Origin of the sequence: Rhodococcus sp. 15-2388-1-1a (assembly GCF_002259145.1) — a bacterium.
GTDB lineage: Bacteria > Actinomycetota > Actinomycetes > Mycobacteriales > Mycobacteriaceae > Rhodococcoides.
The window spans coordinates 556,673-579,335 of record NZ_NPFP01000008.1 but is presented as its reverse complement, the minus strand read 5'-3'; the positions used below and the strand labels follow the sequence as shown (position 1 = coordinate 579,335).

Sequence of the window (22,663 nt, the reverse complement as noted above, 5' to 3'; positions counted from 1 at the left end):
CCTCCTCCTCGATTCTCACCCCACACTCGATGTCGGAGCACCGAGCCGGTGCGAGCAGGGTACGTGCAGAACGGTCGAAGCCGAACTCAGAGTCCGGCGGCCTCGCGAAGCTTGCCGGCGCGATCGGTGGACTCCCACGGCAGATCGATGTCGGTGCGGCCGAAGTGACCGTACGCCGCAGTGGGCGCGTAGATCGGTCGGAGCAGATCAAGATCACGAATGATGGCACCGGGACGTAGATCGAACACCTCGCTGATCGCCGCCTGGATACGCGCGGGATCGGTCTTCTCGGTGCCGAACGTCTCGACGAACAACCCGACCGGTGCAGCCTTGCCGATGGCGTACGCCACCTGGACCTCGATGCGATCCGCCAGCCCGGCGGCAACAGCGTTCTTCGCAACCCAGCGCATCGCGTAGGCAGCACTGCGGTCGACCTTGGACGGGTCCTTGCCGGAGAACGCGCCACCGCCGTGCCGTGCCATGCCGCCGTAGGTGTCGACGATGATCTTGCGACCGGTCAGCCCGGCGTCACCCATCGGCCCACCGAGCACGAACTTTCCGGTGGGATTGACCAACAGACGCACATTCGACGTGTCCAGCGTCGGCACGTCCAACTCGGCGAGCACCGACCCGAGCACCTTCTCCCGAATATCGGGAGTGAGCAGGTTGTCGAGATCGATGTCGGCCGCGTGCTGAGTCGAGATCACCACGGTGTCGAGGCGAACGGCGTTGTCGCCGTCGTATTCGATCGTCACCTGCGTCTTGCCGTCGGGACGCAGGTAGGGCAGCACCCCACTCTTGCGGACCTCGGTCAGCCGCCGAGAAAGCCGGTGCGCCAACGCGATCGGCAACGGCATCAGCTCGGGAGTGTCGGTGTTGGCGTAGCCGAACATCAACCCCTGATCCCCCGCGCCCTGACGGTCGATCTCGTCGTCGGACAGTCCTTCGACTCGGGCCTCGTGCGAATGATCGACGCCCTGAGCGATCTCGGGAGACTGCGCGCCGATCGCAACGTTGACACCGCAGGAATTTCCGTCGAACCCCTTGGCCGACGAGTCGTACCCGATCTCGAGCACCTTCTCGCGCACGATCTTGGGGATGTCGGCATACGCGGTGGTGTTGACCTCACCCGCGACATGCACCTGACCGGTGGTGACCAGAGTCTCCACGGCCACCCGGGCACGCGGATCCTCCGTCAACAGTGCATCGAGAATCGAATCGCTGATGGCGTCGCAGATCTTGTCGGGATGACCCTCTGTGACGGACTCGCTGGTGAAAAGCCGACTACCGGACTTGCTCACGGACTTCCTCTCGACGCATGTTCCTGCCCGACCCGACGCCTCGCGCCGGTCGGGCACTCCACGAAAATTTGACGTTCCCTCGGTGTTATCGCCCCTGCCAGAGCCAGGCAAACCTCTACGGCACTACACGTGGTGCTCAGCACGGTAGCCGGTGCGACATCGCTCGTGCACCCTCGGCATCATCACGGATTCGAACTCGGTCGAGGACTCCGCGCGCCGAGCATCTGCGCTACCGAATCCAGTACGCGGCTCGCGAGCAGAGCTTTGGAGCCCTCGCCGAGCGCAGCCTCGGAACCGTCGGACCCCAGCAACCAGCCGTCGTTGTGGTCCACCTCGAATGCCTTGCCGTCACCGACCGCGTTGACCACGAGCAGGTCACAGCCCTTGCGTTCGAGCTTGGCCCGCGCATAGGTCAGCACGTCTCCGTCCGCGTCTCCGGTCTCGGCGGCGAATCCGACGATGACCGTCGACGATTCGAGTTCACCGTCGCGGCGAGCGGAAACGAGGCCGGCGAGTATGTCGTCGTTGCGAACCAGCGGGATCGACGACGGCTCGTTGGAGCCCTTCTTGATCTTGCTGCCTGCGATGGACTCCGGGCGGAAGTCGGCGACCGCGGCCGCCATCACCACCGCGTCGACACCGACGGCAAGTTTGCGAACGGCGTCCTGCATGTCCGACGCCGTCTTGACGTGCACCACGTCCACCGCGGCCGGCGCGTCGAGGTCGCTGGTGTACCCGGCGACCAGCGTCACCTGGGCTCCGCGTTGCGCAGCCACTCGCGCCAGGGCGTATCCCTGCTTTCCGGAGCTTCGATTGCCCAGAAAGCGGACCGGGTCGAGAGGCTCACGAGTGCCGCCGGCAGACACCAGAACATGGCGTCCTTCGAGGTCCCGAGGAAGAGCATCCGCTCGCTCGGTCACCAGCATCGAGAGCGCGAAGATCTCGTCCGGCTCCGGCAGCCGACCCGACCCGGTGTCTCGGCCGGTCAGACGACCCGATGCAGGTTCGATCACGTGCGTACCGCGTGAGCGCAGGGTCGCGACGTTCGCGACCGTGGCGGGGTGCTCCCACATCTCCGTGTGCATCGCGGGAGCGAGCACCACCGGACACCGCGCGGTGAGCAGGGTGGCCGTCAGAAGGTCATCGGCACGTCCCCCGGCGATGCGGGCCATGAGGTCCGCAGTGGCGGGGGCGACTACGACGAGGTCCGCCTCCTGACCCAGGCGCACGTGCGGGACTTCCGGCACGTCCGCGAAAACTCCGGTCTGCACCGGTTGCCCGGACAGCGCCTCGAACGTCGCGCGCCCGACGAACTCCAGAGCGGACGCGGTCGGAATCACCCGTACCTGATGCCCGCTCTCGGTGAAACTGCGGATGAGCGAACAACTCTTGTAGGCGGCGATACCTCCGCCGACTCCGACGACAACGTGCAAGTCAGATGTCCTCTGTGAGGTTCTTATTCGCCTTCGGTGTGCTCGAGGAGGTCCGCGTGGATCTCGCGGAGAGCGATCGACAGCGGCTTCTCCTGCAGACCCGGCTCGACCAGCGGTCCCACGTACTCGAGGATGCCGTCACCGAGCTGGTTGTAGTAGTCGTTGATCTGACGCGCACGCTTGGCTGCGTAGATCACGAGGGCGTACTTGGACGAGGTGCGGGCGAGCAGCTCGTCGATGGGCGGATTGGTGATGCCGAGCGGCGTGTCGTAGGCCGGCAGAGCGCTGCGTCCGTCGAAGTCGGAAACGGCCGCTGAAATGCTGCTCACTGATGATCTCCTGAAATTGCATCGTTGGTGCTACGAACTAGCTGGTCGGGGCCTCGTGCGCCGTGAAACTGGTCAGCTGTTGCCGACCGACGACCTACCGACCAACAAGGATACCAACTGTTCGCACGAATGGTCGACATCGGTATTGACAACCACCGTGTCGAACTCGTTCTGTGCGGCCAATTCCACCCGTGCGGTCTCGAGCCTCCGCTCGGTGGCCGCGCTTTCCTCGGTCGCGCGTCCGACCAAGCGAGAGACCAGATCGTCCCACGTCGGTGGTGCCATGAACACCAGCAGAGCCTCGGGCTTGGACACCCGGACGGCACGGGCACCGGCAAGATCGAGCTCGAGCAACACCGGGCTGCCCGCCTCGAGCGCGGCCTCCACGGGTGCAGCCGGAGTCCCCGACCGCTGCAGGCCACCGTGAATGCTCGCCCACTCGAGCAGCTCGTCGTCGGCGATCATCCGATCGAACTCGCCGGCCGACACGAAGTGGTAATCCTGACCGTCCACCTCGCCCGGCCGCGGCGATCGCGTCGTGACCGACACGCTGAACACCAGCTCGGGCAGCGCCGCGCGCACGAGCCGAACGACACTGGACTTGCCGACGCCGGAGGGTCCGGACAGCACCACCAACCGGCCGCGCTTCGTCTCCGGGACCGAGGTCGCCGCAGCGTCACTCACCGCCGTCAGGCCTCGAAATCGAACTTCGTCAACAGCGCCTTGCGCTGCCGATCGCCGAGACCGCGCAGTCGACGGGTGGGCGCGATCTCCAATTCCGTCATCAACTCCGCGGCCTTGACCTTGCCCACCTTCGGCAGGGCCTCGAGCAACGCGGAGACCTTCATCTTTCCGAGAATCTCGTCCGTCTCGGCATCTTTGAGCACCTGCTTGAGATCGGTGCCGCCGCGCTTGAGGCGCTCCTTGAGCTCGGCGCGCGCTTTCCGTGCGATCGCTGCCTTCTCGAGGGCAGCGGCACGCTGCTCGGGGGTCAACTGGGGAAGGGCCACTGTCGGTTCCTCCGTCTTCTCGTTCTGGGCGGTACGACGCACACGATCGTTGTCGGCACGTCGACCATCGGTGTTCCACTGCCACGGACCGCGGTCGTCGGCGCTCCGCACCGGAGATCCGCACTGTTCGTCGGCAGCGCTAGCGACCGTACCGACGACTCGCGTTCACCGCTAACTCACCCCCGCGTGCCGGAGCGCAGCAGCGTCGACTATGCGAGACCGGCTTCGATCTCGTCGCGTAACCGCATCGCCGCGTCGCGCAATGCCGTCACCGACGGTCCTGCGGCCAGGACACCCCGAGAGGAGTTGGGCAGCAACAGCTCACGCGAATCACGGAAGATCTCCGCGAGATCGGCCACCGTCGCTCCCTGCGCTCCCAGACCCGGCGCGAGTATGGGTCCGGTGTAGTTCGACAGGTCGAGACCATGATCACGAGTGGCACCCACGACCAGGCCCAGCGTGTCGGCATCGATGCGATTACGCGTCGCCGCAGCGTCGACGATCGACTGAGCCACCGACCCGCCGTTCGACGTCGCCGCCTGCTGCAGAGCAGCGCCTTCCGCATTGGAGGTTCGAGCCAGCACGAACAGACCTCGCTGGTGTCGCACTGCACGATCGACCGTCTCCCCCAGTGAATCCACACCCAGGTACGGCGACACCGTGACAGCATCCGAGGACAACGGAGAGTCGGGCTCGAGCCAGGCCTGTGCGTACGCATCCATCGTCGTGCCGATATCGCCGCGCTTGGCATCTGCGATCACCAGGGTGCCCGCGTCGCGCAACACACTGACGGTGCGTTCGAGCACCGCGTACCCGGCAGATCCGTACGCCTCGAAGAACGCCACCTGAGGCTTGACGATCGCCACCTCACCGACGAATGCCTCGACGCACAGTTCGGCGAACACCTCGAGACCGTCCGCCGAGCGTGGCAACTCCCACGCCTCGAGCAGCGCCGGATGCGGATCGATTCCGACACACAGTCGACCGCGCGCCGCGACCGCGGCGCGCAACCGATCCGACCAACTGCGATGATGGCTCACTCCACTCCCCCATTCCCGGGTCGTTCCGCAGGCTCCACTCCCAGCCCCTGCTTCAATCCCGCATGCAGATCCTGCAACGAGCGGACGCCGATTCCGCCGGCGATTCCGGCTTCGATGCCCTGCACCGCCGCGGACGCGCCCTGCACCGTGGTGATGCACGGAATGTTCTGCGCCACTGCGGCGCTCCGGATCTCGTACCCGTCGACGCGGGGGCCGGAGTTGCCGTACGGGGTGTTGATCACCATGGCGATGTCCCCGGCGAGTATCCGGTCGACGATGGTCCGTTCCCCCTCCGGCACATCCTCACCGGACTGCTTGTAGACCTGCTCACATTTGATTCCGTTGCGCCGCAACACATCGGCGGTACCTTCGGTTGCCAGGATCGTGAAGCCCAGATCCGCGAGTCGCTTCACCGGGAAGATCAGTGATCGCTTGTCCTTGTTGGCCACCGATACGAACACCGCGCCGCCCGCGGGCAACGAGCCGTACGCGGCGGTCTGGCTCTTGGCGAATGCGGTACCGAAATCGAAGTCGATTCCCATCACCTCGCCGGTGGACTTCATCTCGGGGCTGAGCAGGGTGTCCACTCCGGTTCCGTCCGCACGACGGAACCGGTTGAACGGCAACACCGCTTCCTTGACTGCGATCGGGGCACCGGCCGGGACGGTGCCACCGTCCCCGGTCTCGGGCAGGATGCCTGCGGTCCGCAGCTCGGCGATGGTCTCCCCGAGCATCACTCGGGCGCATGCCTTCGCCAGCTGCACGGCAGTCGCCTTGGAGACGAACGGAACGGTGCGGCTCGCACGCGGGTTGGCCTCGAGGACGTACAGGATGTCGTCCTTGAGTGCGTACTGAACGTTGAGCAGGCCGCGCACGCCGATGCCCTTCGCCAGAGCCTCGGTGGACCGTCGGACGTTCTCGATGTCGGTCTTGCCGAGCGTGATCGGAGGCAACGCGCACGCCGAGTCGCCGGAGTGGATACCGGCCTCCTCGATGTGTTCCATGATGCCGCCGATGTAGACCTCGCTGCCGTCGCACAGTGCGTCGACGTCGATTTCGACTGCATCTTCGAGGAACCGGTCGACCAGAACCGGACGGTCGTCCGAGATCTCCGTCGCGTTGGAGATGTACGTGGCGAGCGATGCCTCGTCGTACACGATCTCCATGCCGCGTCCGCCGAGAACGTAGGACGGGCGGACCAGTACCGGGTAGCCGATGCCCGACGCGATCTCACGGGCCCCGTCGAACGTGGTCGCCGTGCCGTACTTGGCAGCGGGCAGGCCTGCCGCATCGAGGACCTTGCCGAACTCGCCGCGGTCCTCGGCGAGATCGATGGCCTCGGGCGATGTTCCCACGATAGGGACGCCCGCGGCCTTCAGCCGCTTCGCCAGGCCGAGCGGAGTCTGGCCGCCCAGCTGGACGATAACTCCTCGCACCGTGCCCGAGGCGGCCTCGGCCCGGTACACCTCGAGAACGTCCTCGAAGGTCAGCGGCTCGAAGTACAGGCGGTCGGCGGTGTCGTAGTCGGTGGAGACGGTCTCGGGGTTGCAGTTGACCATGACCGTCTCGTAGCCGGCCTCGGACAGCGTCAGCGCTGCGTGCACACAGCTGTAGTCGAATTCGATGCCCTGACCGATGCGGTTGGGACCCGATCCGAGGATCAGGACCTTGGGCCGGTCCGGCTGCGGGGCCACCTCGGTCTCGGCGTCGGGGTCGAGTTCGTAGGTGCCGTAGTGGTACGGCGTCTTGGCCTCGAACTCGGCGGCGCAGGTGTCGACCGTCTTGTAGACCGGGTGCACGCCGAGCTCGTCGCGCAGCGCACGCACTCCGTCCTCGCCGTCGAGTTCGGGGCGCAGAGCGGCGATCTGACGGTCGGACAGCCCGTGGTACTTCGCCTGCCGCAGCAGCGCCTCGTCGAATTCGGCCGCCTCGCGAACCTGGACGCCGAGTTCGTGGATCTGCTGGAACTGGTCGAGGAACCACGGGTCGATCTTGGTCGCCTCGAAGAGCTGCTCGAGGGTGGCGCCCATCGCGAACGCCTTCTCGATTCCGTACATCCGGCCGTCCTGAGGAACGGACAGGTCCGCCAGCAGAGCGTCGAGGCTCTCCGCCTCGACGTCGGGGCCGGTCCAGTACCCCGCGCGCTTGGTTTCGAGCGAGCGCATCACCTTGCCGAATGCCTCGGTGAAGTTGCGGCCGATCGACATCGCCTCACCGACGGACTTCATCGTCGTGGTCAGCGTGCCGTCGGCACCGGGGAACTTCTCGAACGCGAATCTGGGTGCCTTGACGACCACGTAGTCCAAGGTCGGCTCGAAGCACGCCGGGGTCTCGCGGGTGATGTCGTTGACGATCTCGTCGAGGGTGTAGCCGATGGCCAGCTTGGCGGCCATCTTCGCGATCGGGTAACCGGTGGCCTTCGACGCCAGCGCCGACGAGCGCGACACGCGGGGGTTCATCTCGATGACGACGAGGCGCCCGTCCGCCGGATCCATCGCGAACTGGATGTTGCAGCCGCCGGTGTCGACGCCCACCTCACGCAGGATGTCGATGGAGAGATCGCGCATCTTCTGGTACTCGCGGTCGGTCAGCGTCATCGCAGGCGCGACGGTCACCGAGTCGCCGGTGTGCACACCGACGGGATCCACGTTCTCGATGGAACACACGATGACCACGTTGTCGCGGCCGTCGCGCATCAGCTCGAGCTCGTATTCCTTCCAGCCGAGGATGGACTCCTCGATGAGGACGTTCGCCGTGGGCGAGGCCGCGAGCCCGCCGCCGGCGATGCGGGTCAGGTCCTCGTCGTTGTAGGCCAGTCCCGATCCGAGACCTCCCATGGTGAAGGACGGACGTACGACGACCGGGAAGCCGAGCTCGGCGACGGTCTCGCGCACTTCGTCCATCGTGTAGCAGACGGCCGACTTGGCGGATTCGCCACCGACCTTGGCGACGATGTCCTTGAACTTCTGTCGATCCTCGCCGCGCTGGATGGCGTCGAAGTCGGCACCGATCAGCTCGACGCCGTGCTTGGTGAGAATGCCCTGATCATGCAGTGCGACAGCGGCATTGAGCGCCGTCTGCCCACCCAGGGTGGCGAGCACAGCTTGGATGGGGTGACCCTGCTCGGCCTCGCGGGCGAAGATCTTCTCGATGAACTCCGCGGTGATCGGCTCGACGTAGGTGGCGTCGGCGAACTCGGGGTCGGTCATGATCGTCGCGGGGTTGGAGTTGACGAGGCTGACGCGGAGTCCTTCCTCGCGCAGCACTCGGCAGGCCTGGGTGCCGGAGTAGTCGAACTCGCAGGCCTGGCCGATGACGATCGGGCCCGATCCGATGACCAGGACGTGGTTCAGGTCTGTGCGGCGTGGCATTACTTCTTCTCCTGAAGGACGCTGGTGAAACGGTCGAAGAGGTAGGCGGCGTCGTGCGGACCCGCCGCGGCCTCGGGGTGGTACTGCACCGAGAAGGCGCTGCCGCCGATCAGTTCGACGCCCTCGACGGTGCCGTCGTTGGCGCAGGTGTGGCTGATCCGGGCGCGGCCGAAGTCGGTGTCGAACTCCTCGCCCGCTTCGCCTTCGAGTGCGAATCCGTGGTTCTGCGCGGTGATCGCGATGCGACCGGTGGTGTGCTCGATGACCGGGATGTTCATGCCGCGGTGGCCGAACTTCATCTTGTAGGTGCCACGGCCCAGTGCCCGCCCGAAGATCTGGTTGCCGAAGCAGATACCGAACAGCGGCAGCTCACGTTCGAGTACCTGCCTGGTCAACGCGACGCTGGTGTCGGCCGTGGCCGGGTCGCCCGGTCCGTTGGACAGGAAGACGCCGTCGGGGTTCAGTTCCAGAACCTGCTCGATGGTGGTGTTCGACGGCACCACGTGCACGCGGATACCGCGCTCGGCGAACATCCGCGGAGTGTTGGTCTTGATACCGAGATCGACTGCGACGACGGTGAATCGAGCGTCACCGGACGGCTCGATGGTGTAGCCCGCTCCGGTGGTCACTTCACCGGCGAGGTCGGCACCGAGCATCGACGGCTGGCCGACCACCTGCTCGAGCATCTCGTCCGAGGTGCCGAGCGCGTCACCCGAGAACACTCCCGCACGCATGGAGCCGCGGGTGCGCAGGTGCCGTACCAGGGCGCGTGTGTCGATTCCGGCAATGCCCACGACGTTCTGGGCCTCGAGCTGATCCTGCAGCGTTCCGGTCGAGCGCCAGCTCGAGGTGCGGCGAGCCGGATCGCGGACGACGTATCCGGCCACCCAGATCTTGTTGGGATCCTGGGCGCTCGCGGCTTCACCGTCCTCTTGGTTCCAGCCGGTGTTGCCGATCTGCGGCGCGGTCGCGACGACGATCTGTCGGTGGTAGCTCGGGTCGGTGAGTGTCTCCTGGTAGCCGGTCATTCCGGTGCAGAACACGGCCTCGCCGAGGGTGCGCCCCTGTGCGCCGAATGTGGTGCCGCGGAATGTCCGGCCGTCCTCCAGAACAAGAACTGCGCTGCTCACGCGGTTTCCTCCTTGGTTTCTCCGGTGGAACTCGCTGTCCACACCGGGTAGATATGCTTGTCGTCGGCCCTGAAGCCGGTGTCTATCTCGGTCCCCGTCGGCAACTCCCAGCGAATGACCAGGAGCCCGTCCTTGGTCATGACCTTGCCTGCCAACCCGCGTTCGGTGCGGATCGCGCGAATCGATTCGGCCGGAATCCAGATGGGAGATTCGCCGTCTCGGTCGAGCAGAATGCCCTTCTCGTGTCGCGACAGCTCACCGGTGGCGCGGTGGCCGATGTCGCCGACGGCGATGCGGTCCTGCCAGCTCGGCGCGATGGTGCTGCCGACGTACAGGCCTGTGCTGGGCTCGATGTGGGTGGCACCGAGATCCTGGGGCACGGCCGGGAAGTCGCCGATTCGCTCTTCCTGCCGCTTCTGGCGTCCGCGCCAACCCCAGAAGATCAGCGCGATCATCAGCGCCCAGAACAGGATGAATCCGATGACGATGAGAACTCTGTCCACGGCTCTACTCCCCTGCCCTGTTCGCCACGACTCCGCCGCGAACGGTGATTCGTCCGCGCAACACGGTCGTGGTCACCTTCGAGGAGAAGGTCATGTCCTCGAACGGCGTGTTGTGCGCGACGCTGGCCAGCTTCTTGCCCGAGACGGTCCAGCTCGCATTCGGGTCCACCAGCGTGAGATTGGCGATCTCGCCGACTTCGATGGGCCGCCCCTGATCGGCCAATCCGACGATCCGAGCGGGCCGCTCGCTCATCACCCGCGCCACGCCGCGCCAATCGAGCAGTCCCGGGGTCACCATCGTGTCGACGACGATGGACAGTGCGGTTTCGAGCCCGAGCATGCCGGGACGGGCGATCGAGAACTCACAGCACTTGTCCTGTTCGGCATGCGGAGCGTGATCGGTTGCCACACAATCGATCACACCGTCGGCCAAGCCCTTGCGCAGGGCCTCGACATCGGACTTCTCACGCAGCGGCGGGTTCACCTTGTTGATCGCGTCGTACGTCTCGAGCCGCGAATCGTCCAGCAGCAGGTGGTGCGGAGTGACCTCGGCGGTGATCGAAATGCCCTGTCCGCGTGCCCACTTCATCAACTCGACGGTTCCCGCGGTGGAAGCATGGCAGATGTGCACTCGCGCACCGGCGTCCCGGGCCAGCAGCGCGTCCCGTGCGACGATCGATTCCTCTGCCGCGCGCGGCCAACCGGCCAGTCCGAGCCGCGCTGCAGTGGGCCCCTCGTGTGCGACGGCACCGACGGTGAGCCTGGGCTCCTCGGCGTGCTGAGCGATGAGCACACCGAGCGAACTCGAGTACTCCAGCGCTCGACGCATGATCAGTGGATCGTCGACGCAGTGTCCGTCGTCCGAGAACATCTTCACCCGGCCGATTCCTGCTGCCATCGTGGCCATCTCGGCGAGCTGCTTGCCTTTCAAACCGACGGTGATCGCACCCACCGGGTGGACGTCGACGAGGCCGACTTCCTGTCCCCGCCGCCAGACGTGATCGGTGACCACCACCGAGTCGGCAACCGGATCGGTGTTCGCCATCGCGAACACGGCGGTGTAGCCACCCAGAGCCGCTGCTGCCGAACCGGATTCGATCGTTTCGGTGTCCTCGCGGCCGGGCTCGCGCAGGTGCGTGTGCATGTCGACGAATCCGGGCAGCAGAATCTGGCCGCGGGCTTCGATCACCTCGGCATCGTCGGCGTCGAGGTCCGAACCGATTCCGACGATTTCTTCGCCGGTGATCATCACGTCGGTTTCGGGTCCCTCGCCGTACAGAAGGACGCCGCGGAGCAGAACGGAGGTCGCAGGCGCGTTCACGATGCACCCCCGTCCGAACCGACCAGCAATCGGAACAGCACCGCCATCCGCACGTGAACTCCATTCGTAACCTGTTGCAGAACTGCAGTTTTCGGAGAATCGGCCACCGAGGACGCGATCTCCATACCGCGAAGCATCGGACCCGGGTGCAGTACGACGGCATGCTCGGGCAGCAGGTCGAGCCGGCGCTGCGAGAGCCCGTACGTGATCGAGTACTCACGAGCGGAGGGGAAGAACCCGCCGTTCATTCGCTCGGCCTGCACTCTGAGCATCAACACCGCGTCCAGACCGGGCAGTTCGGCGTCGATGTCGTGCGAGACCCGCACCGGCCAGCCGGTCACTCCGACGGGAAGCAGGGTCGGTGGCGCGATCAGCACTACCTCGGCACCGAGCTTGGCCAGCAGGATCGCGTTCGAGCGCGCCACCCGGCTGTGCAGAATGTCGCCGACGATCGCGACTCGTCGGCCGGCGATGTCTCCGAGTCGTTGGCGAACCGTCAGGGCGTCGAGCAGCGCCTGGGTGGGATGTTCGTGGGTACCGTCACCGGCATTGATCACCGCAGGGCCGCCACCAGGAGTGGAGCCTGCGGAACGACCGTCGAGGCCAGGAGTGGAGCCTGTGGAACGACCATCGAGGCCAGGAGTGGAGCCTGTGGAACGACCGTCGAGGCCGGCGCCTTGATCGGCGGTCCACTGGGCGATCTGGTGAGCGGCACCGGACGCCGGGTGCCTGACGATGAGCGCATCCGCACCGGCGGCGCGCAGCGTCATCGCGGTGTCGCGCAGGGACTCCCCCTTCGACACCGACGAGCTGCTGGCGCTGACGTTGATGACGTCGGCGCTCATCCACTTGCCTGCCACCTCGAACGAGACGCGGGTACGCGTCGAGTTCTCGAAGAACACCGTCATGATGGTGCGTCCGCGCAGTGTCGGGAGTTTCTTGACTTCGCGGCCGAGAAGCGCCTGCTCGAATCGTTCGGCTTCGTCGAGAAGCTCCGTGGCCGATTCGGCCGTCAGGTCGGCGACCGAGAGCAAATGCTTCATCGAGCGGATCCTCCCTCGGACAGGCTGACCCCGTCGCGGCCGTCGTGTTCGGAGAGCAGCACCGAGACGTCCTCGGTGCGGGCTGTGGGGACGTTCTTGCCGACGTAGTCCGCACGAAGCGGGAGCTCGCGGTGGCCGCGGTCGATCAGGACTGCGAGCTGCACGGCCCGGGGGCGGCCGAGGTCACGAAGAGCGTCGAGCGCGGATCGGACGGTTCGTCCGGAAAACAACACGTCGTCGACCAGTACGACGAGTGCGTCGTCGACACCGCCTGCGGGCACCGACGTGCGTTCGAGCGGACGGTGCGGCTTGTTTCGCAGGTCGTCGCGGTAGAGGGTGATGTCGAGGGACCCGAGCGGAGGACGCACACCGGAGAATGCCTCGATACGTTCGACGAGTCGTTCCGCCAACGTGGTTCCGCGAGTGGGAATGCCGAGTAGCACCACGCGCGGCGAGTCCGCGGCATCGAGGGCCGTCTTCTCGATGATCTGATGGGCCATGCGGGAGATGGTGCGTCCCACATCGGCCGAGGACAGCAATTCGCGAACGGCGGGGTTCGCGGGCGAGCTTTCGGGCGCAGGCAAACTACGACCTCCTTCTCCGCCTCTCTGGACGGATCGTTAAAGGATGTCTGACAAGAACTGCGTAGAGCCTAGCAACGCTCTGCGAACCATGACCAGCAGGCTCGCAGAGCGTTCGGTCACACGGGCGTCGAACGTCCGATCACTGCTCGGCGTCGACCGACGCTGCACCGGACGCGTCGGACTGCGTACGGCTGGAGACCGCCGCGGCCGCGGCACGTACCTGCGGCGCGACCAGAACGATCTGACCCAGCACGCCGTTGACGAAGCCGGGCGAGTCGTCGGTGGACAGCTGTTTGGCCAGCTCGACGGCCTCGTCGACAGCGACGACCGGTGGCACATCGGTGGCGTGGAACAACTCCCACACCGCAACGCGGAGGATGGCCCGGTCGACTGCAGGCAGACGGGTGAGCGTCCAGTCCTTGAGGTGATCGGCGATCACGCCGTCGAGTCGATCGAGATTCTCGGCGACGCCCTCGACCAAGGTCGAGGTGTAATCACTGACGGGAGCGATCGTGTCGTCGCCGCGTGCGAGTTCGATGCGCTCGGTGGTCAGGTCGACCGGGTCGACGTTGCGCGCCTCCGCCTCGAACAGAAAGTCCACCGCACGCTTGCGGGCCTTGTGGCGCGCACCGAGCTTCTTCGCACCGGGGGCACCGTTCTGCGAGGCGGAGGATGTCGACTTCTTCGATGACACGTTAGGAGTTCACACGCCCGAGGTAGTTTCCGTCACGCGAATCGACCTTGAGCTTGTCGCCGGTGTTGATGAACAGCGGCACCGAGATCTCGGCTCCGGTCTCGAGGGTCGCAGGCTTGGTGCCGCCGGTGGAGCGATCGCCCTGCAGGCCGGGATCGGTGTGCTTGACCTCGAGCTCGACGGTGACGGGAAGCTCGACGTACAGCGGAACACCCTCGTGCATGGCGACCTGAACGCGCAGGTTCTCGAGCAGGAAACGCGCGCCGTCACCGACGGTGGCCTCACCGATCGAGAGCTGGTCGTAGGTGTCGGCGTCCATGAACACGTAGTCGCTACCGTCGTGGTAGAGGTACGTCATGTCGCGGCGGTCGACCGTTGCGGTCTCGACCTTCACACCGGCGTTGAACGTCTTGTCGACGACCTTGCCCGAGAGCACGTTCTTGAGCTTGGTCCGCACGAATGCGGGCCCCTTGCCGGGCTTGACGTGCTGAAATTCGATGATCGACCACAGCTGGTTCTCCAGGTTGAGAACCAGTCCGTTCTTGAAATCGCTGGTGGAAGCCACTTGCTTCGCGTCTCCTCAATCGTTTGTGCGCGTGACGCGCCGTCGGTCACGTGCGGGATTCGCTCCCGCCCGCGCTAGACGGACGTGAGTTCCTTGCTTGTCAGGGTGAGCAGTTCCGAACCCCCGTCGCGAACGACGAGTGTGTCCTCGATCCGAACGCCGCCGCGACCGGAGAAGTAGACACCCGGCTCGACGGTGACCGCTGCACCGCTCAGCAGTGTACCGGTGCTCGTCTTCGCGATTCCCGGCGCTTCGTGGATTTCCAGGCCGACGCCGTGGCCGAGCCCGTGCAGGAAGTACTCCCCGTACCCTGCGTCCTCGATCACCGAGCGCGACGCCGCGTCGACCGAAGCGGTATTCACCCCTGGTGCCAGCGCCTCTCGCCCGGCCGTCTGGGACCGCTGAACCAACTCGTACAGGTCGCGCTGCCACTGCGCGGCAGTCCCGATGACGAAGGTCCGAGTCATGTCCGAGTGGTAGCCGCCGACGAGTGCGCCGAAGTCGAGCTTGACGAAGTCGCCGTCGGCGAGCACCGCATCGGTCGGCCGGTGATGCGGAACCGCCGAGTTGGCTCCTGCTGCGACGATGGTCTCGAAGGAGATCGCATCGGCACCGTGGTCGAGCATCGACGACTCCAGCTCGCGGGCGACCTCCCGCTCGGTCCGGCCGGCGCGGATACCGCCTCCACCGATCAATCGAGCCAGAGCGTCATCGGCGGCGCGGCAGGCGTCTCGGAGCAACCCCACCTCGAACTCGTCCTTGACCATGCGCAACGACTCCACGACACCCGGTGCACGTACCAACTCCGCAGCGCCGTCGAGCTCGGACCACGCGCGATGAGCGTCGACGGTCACCACATGGCTCTCGAAACCCACTCGACCGCCGCGGCCGGACGAACCCGAACGAAGCAGATGCACCGCGGACGCCCGGTCGATCTCGGCCCGCAGATCCGGAACCTGCTCGGCCACCTGAGTGACGTACCGGCCGTCGGTGCAGATGACCGTCCGATCCTCGTCGCCGGGCGAGTCGGCCACCGAGACCAGCAATGCCGCGTTCGACCCGGTGAAGCCCGACAGGTATCGGACGTTGAGAAGATCGGTGATCAACATCGAATCGAGTCCGTCGGCGGCCAACAGTTCTCGTAGGGCACCACGACGGGCACCGAAATCGGCAGGCATGCCCTCGACATTACCGTTCGTTTCACAGGCCCCATTTCAGTCGACCGGGTCATCGAACGTGTGGGCCGCGACACATGAACTTCGACGTGCGGATATGCTGTGCCGCATGACTGGGTGGGCAGTGCGTGGCATAAGTATGGGATTGGTCAACGTCGTGGTTCGACTGCTGCTGGGGGCAGCTGTGTCGATGTGGCCGCTGAGCGGATCGGCACTGCGCTGGGTGGCATACGCCCTCGTGCTGCTCATCATCATCGTGTGGGCCGGCATCGACGGAATCCGCGACCGACGTAAGCATCCCGACCCCGAAGACGGCGAGGACCTGACCATGGTCTGGCTCAAAGCCGCTGTGGTCGGTGGACTGCTCGGCGGTCTCCTGAGCTGGATCGTCGACTTCTTCGTCGACTTCAGCCTGGGCCAGAACGGATTGGTCTTCGAGCTCACCTCCGGAGCCGCGTTCACGATTCTCACCATCTTCATCGCCGCCAGCGTCGCGGTGTTCGTGGGACGACAGATCGTGAACCGCGAGGCCAAGAAGAAGTTGGCCACATCGGACGCCGAACGCGCGCACGACCGCCAACTGGTCAACGCTGGCCAGGAGAATGGGTCGGGTCGGGCACAGGCGACGCAGGCCGAGCCCACGCGTTCGGAACCTCAGTGGGCTCCCGAGCACGGCGAAGCCGACACCGAGGTGTTCTCGGCGGTGGACGCGGACGGCAAGCCGCGGCTGGACAAGCGCGGCAGGCACGGCAGCGCCGACGGTTCCTGAACTCCCCCACATCGACCTACGGGCGGTGATCGACGCTGTATGCGTCGATCACCGCCCGTTGTCGTCGGGCCCCGAGTGGGGCCGACGGCGTCACAACAGAATGGCCGACCCACCTGTGGCCGGGGCCTCGCGACCGACCGCGGAGAATGCTGCGACGAGCAGTGCCGGATCCGGACCCTCGAGCCGTCCGGGCTTGGCCAGACCGTCCAGAACGACGAATCGCAGCAGCCCGGCCCGGTTCTTCTTGTCCGTCTGCATGCCCTTGAGCAGATCCGAGAACGCATGCTCGTCGTAGGTGACCGGCAAGCCGACCGATTCGAGAATCGAACGGTGGCGGTCGGCAGTGGCGTCGTCCAGGCGACCGGCCAGGCGTCCCAGCTCGGCCGCGAACACCAGACCGACCGACACCGCGGCACCGTGACGCCAGCGGTACTGCTCCCGCCGCTCGATGGCGTGCGCGAGCGTGTGGCCGTAGTTCAGGATCTCGCGCAGGTTCGACTCACGCAGATCGGCCGCAACGACCTTCGCCTTGACCTCGACCGAGCGCCGGATCAACTCCGGCAGAACGTCACCGGTCGGATCGAGCGCCGCGGCAGGATCGGCCTCGATGATGTCCAGAATCTTCGGATCGGCGATGAACCCGGTCTTGATCACCTCGGCCAGGCCCGAGACGATCTCGTTCTTCGGGACGGTCTCGAGCGTGGCCAGATCGATCATTACGGCGGCGGGTTCGTGGAAGGAACCGACGAGGTTCTTGCCCGCATCGGTGTTGATGCCGGTCTTGCCGCCCACGGCCGCGTCGACCATGGCCAGCAGCGTCGTCGGGACGTGGACGATACGAACTCCGCGCATCCATGTCGCTGCAACGAATCCGGCCAGGTCCGTTGCCGCTCCGCCGCCCAGACTGACGATGGCGTCGCTGCGAGTGAGACCGATTCGGCCGAGAACTTCCCAGCAGAACCCGGCCACTGCCAGATCCTTACCGTCCTCGGCATCCGGGATCTCGATGCGGTGAGCGTCGATTCCCTTGTCCGCCAACGCAGCTCGCACTGCCTCCGCGGTCTCCGCCAGCGGAGGCTGGTGGAAGATCGCCACGGTGGCCGTTCCGGCGAGCTCGTCGACGAGGTCCGTCAACAGACCTCGGCCGATGATCACCGGGTACGGGTTGGCAGTCTCGACCTGGACGCGTACTGGCTCTGTCATCGAATCACCTTCATCTACTGGGGGTTTCTCTCGTTCGCATTGCGCCCGGGAACAGGGGCGATGGCCGTCAGCTTCGCCACCAACTGGCCCACGACCCGAGCGGGACTGCGACTGTCGGTGCGCACTCGCACCGTGGCCACCGATCGATAGAGAGGTCGCCGATGCCGCATCAGTTCCTGGTACTTCGCACGCGGATCAGGACCGGCGAGCAACGGCCGAACCGTGTTCGCACCGGTACGCCGAAGCCCTTCGGCCACGCTGATCTCCAGGTACACCACGGTGTGCCCGGACAGCAGGGCGCGGGTCGCGGGCGACAGCACAGCACCACCACCGAGGGAGACGATCCCGTCGTGCGAGGCCAGAGCACCGGCGACTATCCGCTCCTCGATTTGCCGAAAGGCCGGTTCGCCGTCGTGCGAGAAGATATCGGCGATCGTACGACCGGTGTCTCGCTCGATGGCCACATCGGTGTCGAACAGGTCCAGGTCGAGAGCCTGTGCGAGCCGTCGACCGATCGTCGACTTCCCTGCTCCCGGCGGTCCGACGAGGACCGCGTACGGGGTCATCGTGGAGGTCGGGCGGCGGTGCCCTTCACGTAGTGGTCGACGTTGCTCGTCGTCTCCGCCAGCGAGTCCCCACCGAACTTCTCCAACGCTGCCTGCGCGACCACGAGGGCGACCATCGTCTCGGCGACGACACCGGCGGCCGGGACAGCGCAGACGTCCGAGCGCTGATGAATGGCCACTGCCTCGTCTCCGGTCGTCATGTCGACCGTTGCCAACGCGCGCGGGACCGTGGAGATGGGCTTCATCGCCGCCCGCACTCGCAGTGCCTCACCGTTGGTCATACCGCCCTCGATGCCGCCTGCCCGGTTGGTCGAGCGCAACACACCGTCCGGGCCGGGCTTGATCTCGTCATGGGCGACGCTTCCGCGTCGACGCGCGGTCTCGAAGCCGTCCCCGATCTCGACCCCCTTGATGGCCTGAATACCCATCAGGGCTGCTGCCAGCCTGGCGTCGAGCTTGCGTTCTCCGGAGACGAACGATCCGAGGCCGACGGGGAGGCCGTGCACGACGACCTCGACGACGCCGCCGAGGGTGTCGCCGTCCTTCTTCGCTGCTTCGATCTCGGCGATCATCGATACTTCGGCGGCCTTGTCGAAGGCACGCACCGGGGAGGCGTCGATCGCATCGAGGTCGGCACCTGCGGGCGGCGGTCCGACGTACGGGTCGGATGCCCCGATCGAGATCACATGGGACACGACCTCGACTCCGAATGCCTGCTTCAGGAACAGACGGGCCACGGTGCCGATGGCGACCCGAGCCGCGGTTTCACGTGCGCTGGCACGTTCGAGCACCGGACGAGCGTCGTCGAAGCCGTACTTGAGCATTCCGGAGAAGTCGGCGTGGCCGGGCCGGGGCCGCGTCAACGGGGAGTTGCGGGCGAGATCCGCGAGCACGGCGTCGTCGACGGGGTCGGCCGACATCACCTGCTCCCACTTGGGCCACTCGGTGTTGCCGACCTCGATCGCGACCGGACCACCCATGGTGCGCCCGTGGCGGACACCGCCGGTGAGGGTCACTTTGTCGGCCTCGAACTTCATGCGGGCACCACGGCCGTAGCCGAGGCGACGACGAGCGAGTTGAGAGGCAATGTCGTCCGAGGTCACCTCTACTCCCGCGACCATTCCTTCGAGAATGGCGACGAGAGCGGGTCCGTGGGATTCTCCGGCAGTTATCCAGCGCAGCACTCGAACATCTTTTCACGCCAGGGACGCCGCGGATGCCAGCAGGGTGGCCGCGCACATGGACGGGCCGTGCGGGATGCGGGCTCGCCCGTGCCCGAACGCCGCGGCGATCGTCCCCACCACGGCAGTTGCCACCGGTGCCGACAGCGCGGCGATCGCCCATCCTCCCCCGCCGCCGACGCACGCGACCGATCCGACCGACCAGGCGAGTTTGACGTCGCCCGCGCCGAACGCCGCGGGCGCGAGAAGGTGAACGACCAGGTAGATCGCGAACAGCAGAGCGCCGCCCAGCAGCGCCTTCGCGGAACCGGTGAGCACGAGCGCGACCGTCACGAGAATCGCCCCGGGGACGGTCAGGGCGTTCGGCAACCGGCGTCGCTGCAAGTCGACCGCGCTGAGTGCGGCGAACCACCAGGTCGTCACACACAACGGAACCGCGTACTCGGTACCGCCGAACCGCCACCAGACCCATCCGGTGCCGATCGCAGACAGCAGCGGCAGGAGCCGAGGATTCCATCGGATCAGGCAGCGGCGCATCGTCAGCCCGACAACGGCACCGACCACGACCGCACCACACACAATCGTCACGATCGAAGGGTTGCACCGAGGCGGCGATCGGTTGCGGCGAAAGCCCAGGTGGGACATTGCCCTGTGCACAACTCGGTGCCTGTGGACTACCGCCGGCTCGAACTCACAACACGGTGAACAGCGCGTCCCGCATGATCGCTCGCGGCGCCGGCCTGCCGGTGAACTGTTCCACCTGCCCGTACGCCTGATTGAGCAGCATCGACAATCCGCTGATGACGGTTCCACCGGCAGCGTCCACGGCCGTTGCCAGGGGCGTCGGCCACGGATCGTAGATGGCGTCGAGGACCAGGGGCGCATGGGCGAGATCCGACGCAATATCCGCCGCTCCGGCCGCGGGGACGGTGCTGACCAGCACAGCGGACTCCGCTGCGACGGTGGCAAGACGTGGGTCGGTCATCTCTGCGAACTCTGCGCGCATCCCCGCGGCGACGGCGCAGTCCAGTGTGTCCCGGGCGCGGTCGGCCGACCGCGCGACGACGGTGACCGCAGTCGCGCCGAGTCCGGCCAGCGCGACGATCGCCGGCCTCGACGTTCCTCCTGCGCCGACCACCGTCACGGTGCGACCGGACAGGTCCTCGACTCCGGCGTCGCGCAGAGCACCCACGATTCCGTCGACGTCCGTGCAGTCGGCGCGCCAACCCGACGCAGTGCGCACCAGGGTGTTCGCCGAGCCGGCCAGCACTGCCCGGGCGGTCCGCTCGGTCGCGTACGCCAGAGCCGCAACCTTGCCCGGCATGGTGACCGACACGCCGACCCATTCCGGACCGAAACCGTCGAGCAGGCCGGGCAACTGCTCGCCGGTGCAGTCGATGCGCTCGTAGGTCCAGTCGGCGAGGCCGAGCGCGCGGTACGCAGCACAGTGCAGCACCGGCGACTTCGAGTGTTCGACAGGGCTACCCAGAACGGCGGCGCGCACGTCAGCGGCCGCTGTCGAGGAAGCCGCCCTCGACCTTGGTGATGTTCGCCAGGTGTTCCTCGTAGCTGCGGGTGAACAGGGTTTCGCCCGCCTGGTTGATGGTCACGAAGTACAGCCAATCACCGTCGGCAGGCATCTCGACCGCCTGCACCGCCCCGATACTCGGCGACGAGATCGGGGTTGCCGGCAGCCCCTCGCTGGCATAGGTGTTCCACGGGGTGACGCGGGCGCGGTCGGCGTCGGTGGTGGCCACCTCGGTCGTATCGAGCGAGTAGTTGACCGTCGAATCGAACTCGAGCTTCTGCGGCACGGCGAGGCGATTGAGGATCACCCGGGCCACCTTGCTGAAATCCTGCGGCAGCGACTCACGCTCGACGAGCGACGCGGCGACGAGAGTGTCGTACGGAGTCAGCCCGGAGTTGGTGCCCGCGGTGAGGATTCCGGTGTCCTCGTAGCGGGTCGCACTCTCGGACACCAACTGCTTCAGAATGTCGGTCGGAGTCGCGCTGGGGTCGAAGTCCCAGGTTCCCGCGGCGATCAGGCCTTCGAGCTGCCGATCGCGGTCCGGGACTCCCTCGACGCGATCGGTGGCCCAGTCGGGAACGCCCAGAGCAGCCGGGTCGTCCACAGCGCCGGCCACGTTGAGGTCGTCGTAGCTCACGCACGTGGGGGTTCCACTACCGGTTCGGTCCACACAGCTGGCCTCGGAGATCAGGGTGTAGATGCCCTTCTTCACGGCACCGGTGTTCACGTCGCGCGCGTCGTGCAGCTGGCGGCCCTCCGAGATCACCATGTTGCCCACTCGGGATGCGGGGTCGACGAGTTGACCCACGGCCTGCGAGGCAGGCACGTTGCTGGTGAGCAGATAGAAGCCGGGTTGAACCGAGGTGATGGCGTTGTTCAGAAGCGCTGCTTCGAGGAACGCCCCCGAGCTGGCCACCACACCCTTGTCCGCTGCCTGGGTACCGATCTGTTGCGCGGTGTCGTTGGGATGAACCTGAATCACCACACCGTCACCCGGCGAGCCTGCGGTGAAGTCGGCGTTCGGTGTCGTGCGATTGCCGAATTTGTTCACCGCGAAATACCCTCCGCCCGCCACTGCCACGATCAGAACGAGCCCGAGCACCAGAGCCACCAGCCGGCCGCGACGCTTACGGCTGGACGCAGCTCGGTCCTTGCGGGTCGCGGCGCGGCTGCGACCGACCTCCTGTGGCACCGCTGCGCGCTCGGCCTCGTGACCGGGCTCCCGGTCTGCGTTGCGAGAGGCCCGAGGGTGCGGCTCCTGACGCTGCGGATGGCCCTGCATGCTGCGGTGGAACTCACTGCCCTCGTCCACGCGATAGCCGATCGGGTCGGTGTGCGCCTCGTCCGAGCGCGCATCTCGCCGGTCCCGATCGGACCCTTCGTAGTTCACTCGTCGACCTCCGTCGATCCTGAATTGTTCGCTGCACGTTCCGATACGGCACGGCGCTCGTCGAGCCAGCCCTGCAGTATCGCCACCGCCGCAGCCTGATCGATCACCGATCGTTGGTTCTTGGCTCGCACTCCACTGTCCCGTAGCGCGCGCGAAGCACTCACGGTAGTCAGTCGCTCGTCGGCCATCCGAATCGGCACATCACCCAACCGCCGGTACAGGGAACGGCCGAATCTCTCGGCTGCGTCGACCGCACTGCCGCGCTCTCCGCGCAGCGTCCGAGGCAGCCCGATCACGATCTCGACGGCTTCGTATTCGGCGACGATCTCCGCCACACGCACCACGTCCGGCGCGTCGGGACCCTTGATCTTCGATCGCGGCACGGTTTCGACCGGCGTGGCGAGTACACCGTCGGGATCGCTCGAGGCGATGCCGATGCGGACACTACCGACGTCGATGCCGATACGACGGCCGCGGCCGGGATCGTCGACGCCCGGCCGATCGGGGCCGCGCCCCTGAGCTACCAC

Annotated in this window: 23 protein-coding genes; 1 reads left to right on the top strand and 22 read right to left on the bottom strand. The window is 66.4% G+C overall.

All coding sequences use genetic code 11. From position 1 onward, the window contains the following. Positions 1-86: 86 nt before the first annotated feature. The 15 genes from metK to CH302_RS07180 form a co-directional block, all read right to left on the bottom strand. Positions 87-1,301, bottom strand: a complete 1,215-nt coding sequence (gene metK, locus CH302_RS07250; RefSeq protein ID WP_037189390.1) for a methionine adenosyltransferase — start codon at positions 1,299-1,301, stop codon at positions 87-89. A gap of 182 nt (positions 1,302-1,483) precedes the next feature. After that, complete coding sequence (coaBC, locus tag CH302_RS07245) at positions 1,484-2,734, bottom strand: bifunctional phosphopantothenoylcysteine decarboxylase/phosphopantothenate--cysteine ligase CoaBC (RefSeq protein WP_037189391.1); 1,251 nt, start codon at positions 2,732-2,734, stop codon at positions 1,484-1,486. Between the two features lie 23 nt (positions 2,735-2,757). Next, positions 2,758-3,063 carry a DNA-directed RNA polymerase subunit omega gene (gene rpoZ, locus CH302_RS07240; protein ID WP_032377808.1) on the bottom strand — a complete coding sequence of 102 codons (306 nt, stop codon included), beginning with the start codon at positions 3,061-3,063 and terminating at the stop codon, positions 2,758-2,760. 72 nt (positions 3,064-3,135) lie between these two features. Then, complete coding sequence (gmk, locus tag CH302_RS07235; RefSeq protein WP_037189392.1) at positions 3,136-3,747, bottom strand: guanylate kinase; 612 nt, start codon at positions 3,745-3,747, stop codon at positions 3,136-3,138. 5 nt (positions 3,748-3,752) lie between these two features. Further along, the gene (gene mihF, locus CH302_RS07230) at positions 3,753-4,073 is read right to left on the bottom strand and encodes an integration host factor, actinobacterial type (RefSeq protein ID WP_027496987.1); all 321 of its coding nucleotides are present in this window, start codon (positions 4,071-4,073) and stop codon (positions 3,753-3,755) included. Between the two features lie 209 nt (positions 4,074-4,282). Beyond that, complete coding sequence (pyrF, locus tag CH302_RS07225) at positions 4,283-5,113, bottom strand: orotidine-5'-phosphate decarboxylase (protein ID WP_037189393.1); 831 nt, start codon at positions 5,111-5,113, stop codon at positions 4,283-4,285. Then, positions 5,110-8,484 carry a carbamoyl-phosphate synthase large subunit gene (gene carB, locus CH302_RS07220; protein WP_037189394.1) on the bottom strand — a complete coding sequence of 1,125 codons (3,375 nt, stop codon included), beginning with the start codon at positions 8,482-8,484 and terminating at the stop codon, positions 5,110-5,112. Before carB ends, pyrF begins: the two co-directional genes overlap by 4 nt. After that, positions 8,484-9,614, bottom strand: a complete 1,131-nt coding sequence (carA, locus tag CH302_RS07215; protein WP_037189395.1) for a glutamine-hydrolyzing carbamoyl-phosphate synthase small subunit — start codon at positions 9,612-9,614, stop codon at positions 8,484-8,486. The genes carB and carA overlap by 1 nt, the downstream gene beginning before the upstream one ends. Beyond that, the gene (locus CH302_RS07210) at positions 9,611-10,117 is read right to left on the bottom strand and encodes a PH-like domain-containing protein (RefSeq protein ID WP_037189396.1); all 507 of its coding nucleotides are present in this window, start codon (positions 10,115-10,117) and stop codon (positions 9,611-9,613) included. The genes carA and CH302_RS07210 overlap by 4 nt, the downstream gene beginning before the upstream one ends. Positions 10,118-10,121: 4 nt before the next feature. Continuing rightward, the gene (locus tag CH302_RS07205; protein WP_037189397.1) at positions 10,122-11,438 is read right to left on the bottom strand and encodes a dihydroorotase; all 1,317 of its coding nucleotides are present in this window, start codon (positions 11,436-11,438) and stop codon (positions 10,122-10,124) included. Beyond that, positions 11,435-12,481: an aspartate carbamoyltransferase catalytic subunit gene (locus CH302_RS07200; protein ID WP_037189398.1), complete on the bottom strand. Its 1,047-nt coding sequence runs from the start codon at positions 12,479-12,481 to the stop codon at positions 11,435-11,437. Before CH302_RS07200 ends, CH302_RS07205 begins: the two co-directional genes overlap by 4 nt. After that, positions 12,478-13,065 (bottom strand): bifunctional pyr operon transcriptional regulator/uracil phosphoribosyltransferase PyrR, encoded by a 588-nt coding sequence (gene pyrR, locus CH302_RS07195; RefSeq protein WP_037189399.1) that lies wholly within the window; start codon positions 13,063-13,065, stop codon positions 12,478-12,480. Before pyrR ends, CH302_RS07200 begins: the two co-directional genes overlap by 4 nt. A 139-nt stretch (positions 13,066-13,204) precedes the next feature. Further along, positions 13,205-13,759, bottom strand: coding sequence for a transcription antitermination factor NusB (gene nusB / locus CH302_RS07190; RefSeq protein WP_037189400.1), 555 nt, complete (start codon positions 13,757-13,759; stop codon positions 13,205-13,207). A 1-nt stretch (position 13,760) separates the two neighbouring features. Next, entirely contained in the window at positions 13,761-14,324 is a 564-nt protein-coding gene (gene efp / locus CH302_RS07185) for an elongation factor P (RefSeq protein WP_027496978.1), read from the bottom strand. Positions 14,325-14,398: 74 nt separating this feature from the next. After that, positions 14,399-15,502: a M24 family metallopeptidase gene (locus CH302_RS07180; RefSeq protein ID WP_037189401.1), complete on the bottom strand. Its 1,104-nt coding sequence runs from the start codon at positions 15,500-15,502 to the stop codon at positions 14,399-14,401. A 106-nt stretch (positions 15,503-15,608) separates the two neighbouring features. On the opposite strand from CH302_RS07180, the gene CH302_RS07175 reads away from it, so the two are divergent. After that, positions 15,609-16,268, top strand: a complete 660-nt coding sequence (locus CH302_RS07175; protein ID WP_037189402.1) for a B-4DMT family transporter — start codon at positions 15,609-15,611, stop codon at positions 16,266-16,268. Positions 16,269-16,358: 90 nt separating this feature from the next. On the opposite strand, the gene aroB is transcribed toward CH302_RS07175, so the two are convergent. The 7 genes from aroB to ruvX all read right to left on the bottom strand — a co-directional run bounded on the left by aroB (position 16,359) and on the right by ruvX (position 22,663). After that, complete coding sequence (gene aroB / locus CH302_RS07170) at positions 16,359-17,471, bottom strand: 3-dehydroquinate synthase (protein ID WP_037189403.1); 1,113 nt, start codon at positions 17,469-17,471, stop codon at positions 16,359-16,361. A 14-nt stretch (positions 17,472-17,485) separates the two neighbouring features. Then, positions 17,486-18,037 carry a shikimate kinase gene (locus CH302_RS07165; RefSeq protein WP_037189404.1) on the bottom strand — a complete coding sequence of 184 codons (552 nt, stop codon included), beginning with the start codon at positions 18,035-18,037 and terminating at the stop codon, positions 17,486-17,488. After that, positions 18,034-19,221, bottom strand: coding sequence for a chorismate synthase (gene aroC, locus CH302_RS07160; RefSeq protein WP_037189405.1), 1,188 nt, complete (start codon positions 19,219-19,221; stop codon positions 18,034-18,036). The genes CH302_RS07165 and aroC overlap by 4 nt, the downstream gene beginning before the upstream one ends. Before the next feature lie 12 nt (positions 19,222-19,233). Then, on the bottom strand, positions 19,234-19,806 hold the full coding sequence (locus tag CH302_RS07155; protein ID WP_230596211.1) for a prepilin peptidase: 573 nt from the start codon (positions 19,804-19,806) through the stop codon (positions 19,234-19,236). 103 nt (positions 19,807-19,909) lie between these two features. Continuing rightward, positions 19,910-20,722, bottom strand: a complete 813-nt coding sequence (locus CH302_RS07150; RefSeq protein ID WP_037189406.1) for a shikimate dehydrogenase — start codon at positions 20,720-20,722, stop codon at positions 19,910-19,912. Position 20,723: 1 nt separating this feature from the next. Beyond that, on the bottom strand, positions 20,724-22,136 hold the full coding sequence (locus CH302_RS07145; protein ID WP_037189408.1) for an endolytic transglycosylase MltG: 1,413 nt from the start codon (positions 22,134-22,136) through the stop codon (positions 20,724-20,726). Then, on the bottom strand, positions 22,133-22,663 hold the full coding sequence (ruvX, locus tag CH302_RS07140) for a Holliday junction resolvase RuvX (RefSeq protein ID WP_037189409.1): 531 nt from the start codon (positions 22,661-22,663) through the stop codon (positions 22,133-22,135). The genes CH302_RS07145 and ruvX overlap by 4 nt, the downstream gene beginning before the upstream one ends.

Coding starts and splice junctions, on each gene's coding strand:
- carB (WP_037189394.1), bottom strand. CDS start 8,484: ATGCCACGCCGCACAGACCTGAACCACGTCCTGGTCATCGGATCGGGC.
- CH302_RS07200 (WP_037189398.1), bottom strand. CDS start 12,481: ATGAAGCATTTGCTCTCGGTCGCCGACCTGACGGCCGAATCGGCCACG.
- CH302_RS07180 (WP_037189401.1), bottom strand. CDS start 15,502: ATGCCTGCCGATTTCGGTGCCCGTCGTGGTGCCCTACGAGAACTGTTG.
- CH302_RS07175 (WP_037189402.1), top strand. CDS start 15,609: ATGACTGGGTGGGCAGTGCGTGGCATAAGTATGGGATTGGTCAACGTC.
- aroB (WP_037189403.1), bottom strand. CDS start 17,471: ATGACAGAGCCAGTACGCGTCCAGGTCGAGACTGCCAACCCGTACCCG.
- CH302_RS07165 (WP_037189404.1), bottom strand. CDS start 18,037: ATGACCCCGTACGCGGTCCTCGTCGGACCGCCGGGAGCAGGGAAGTCG.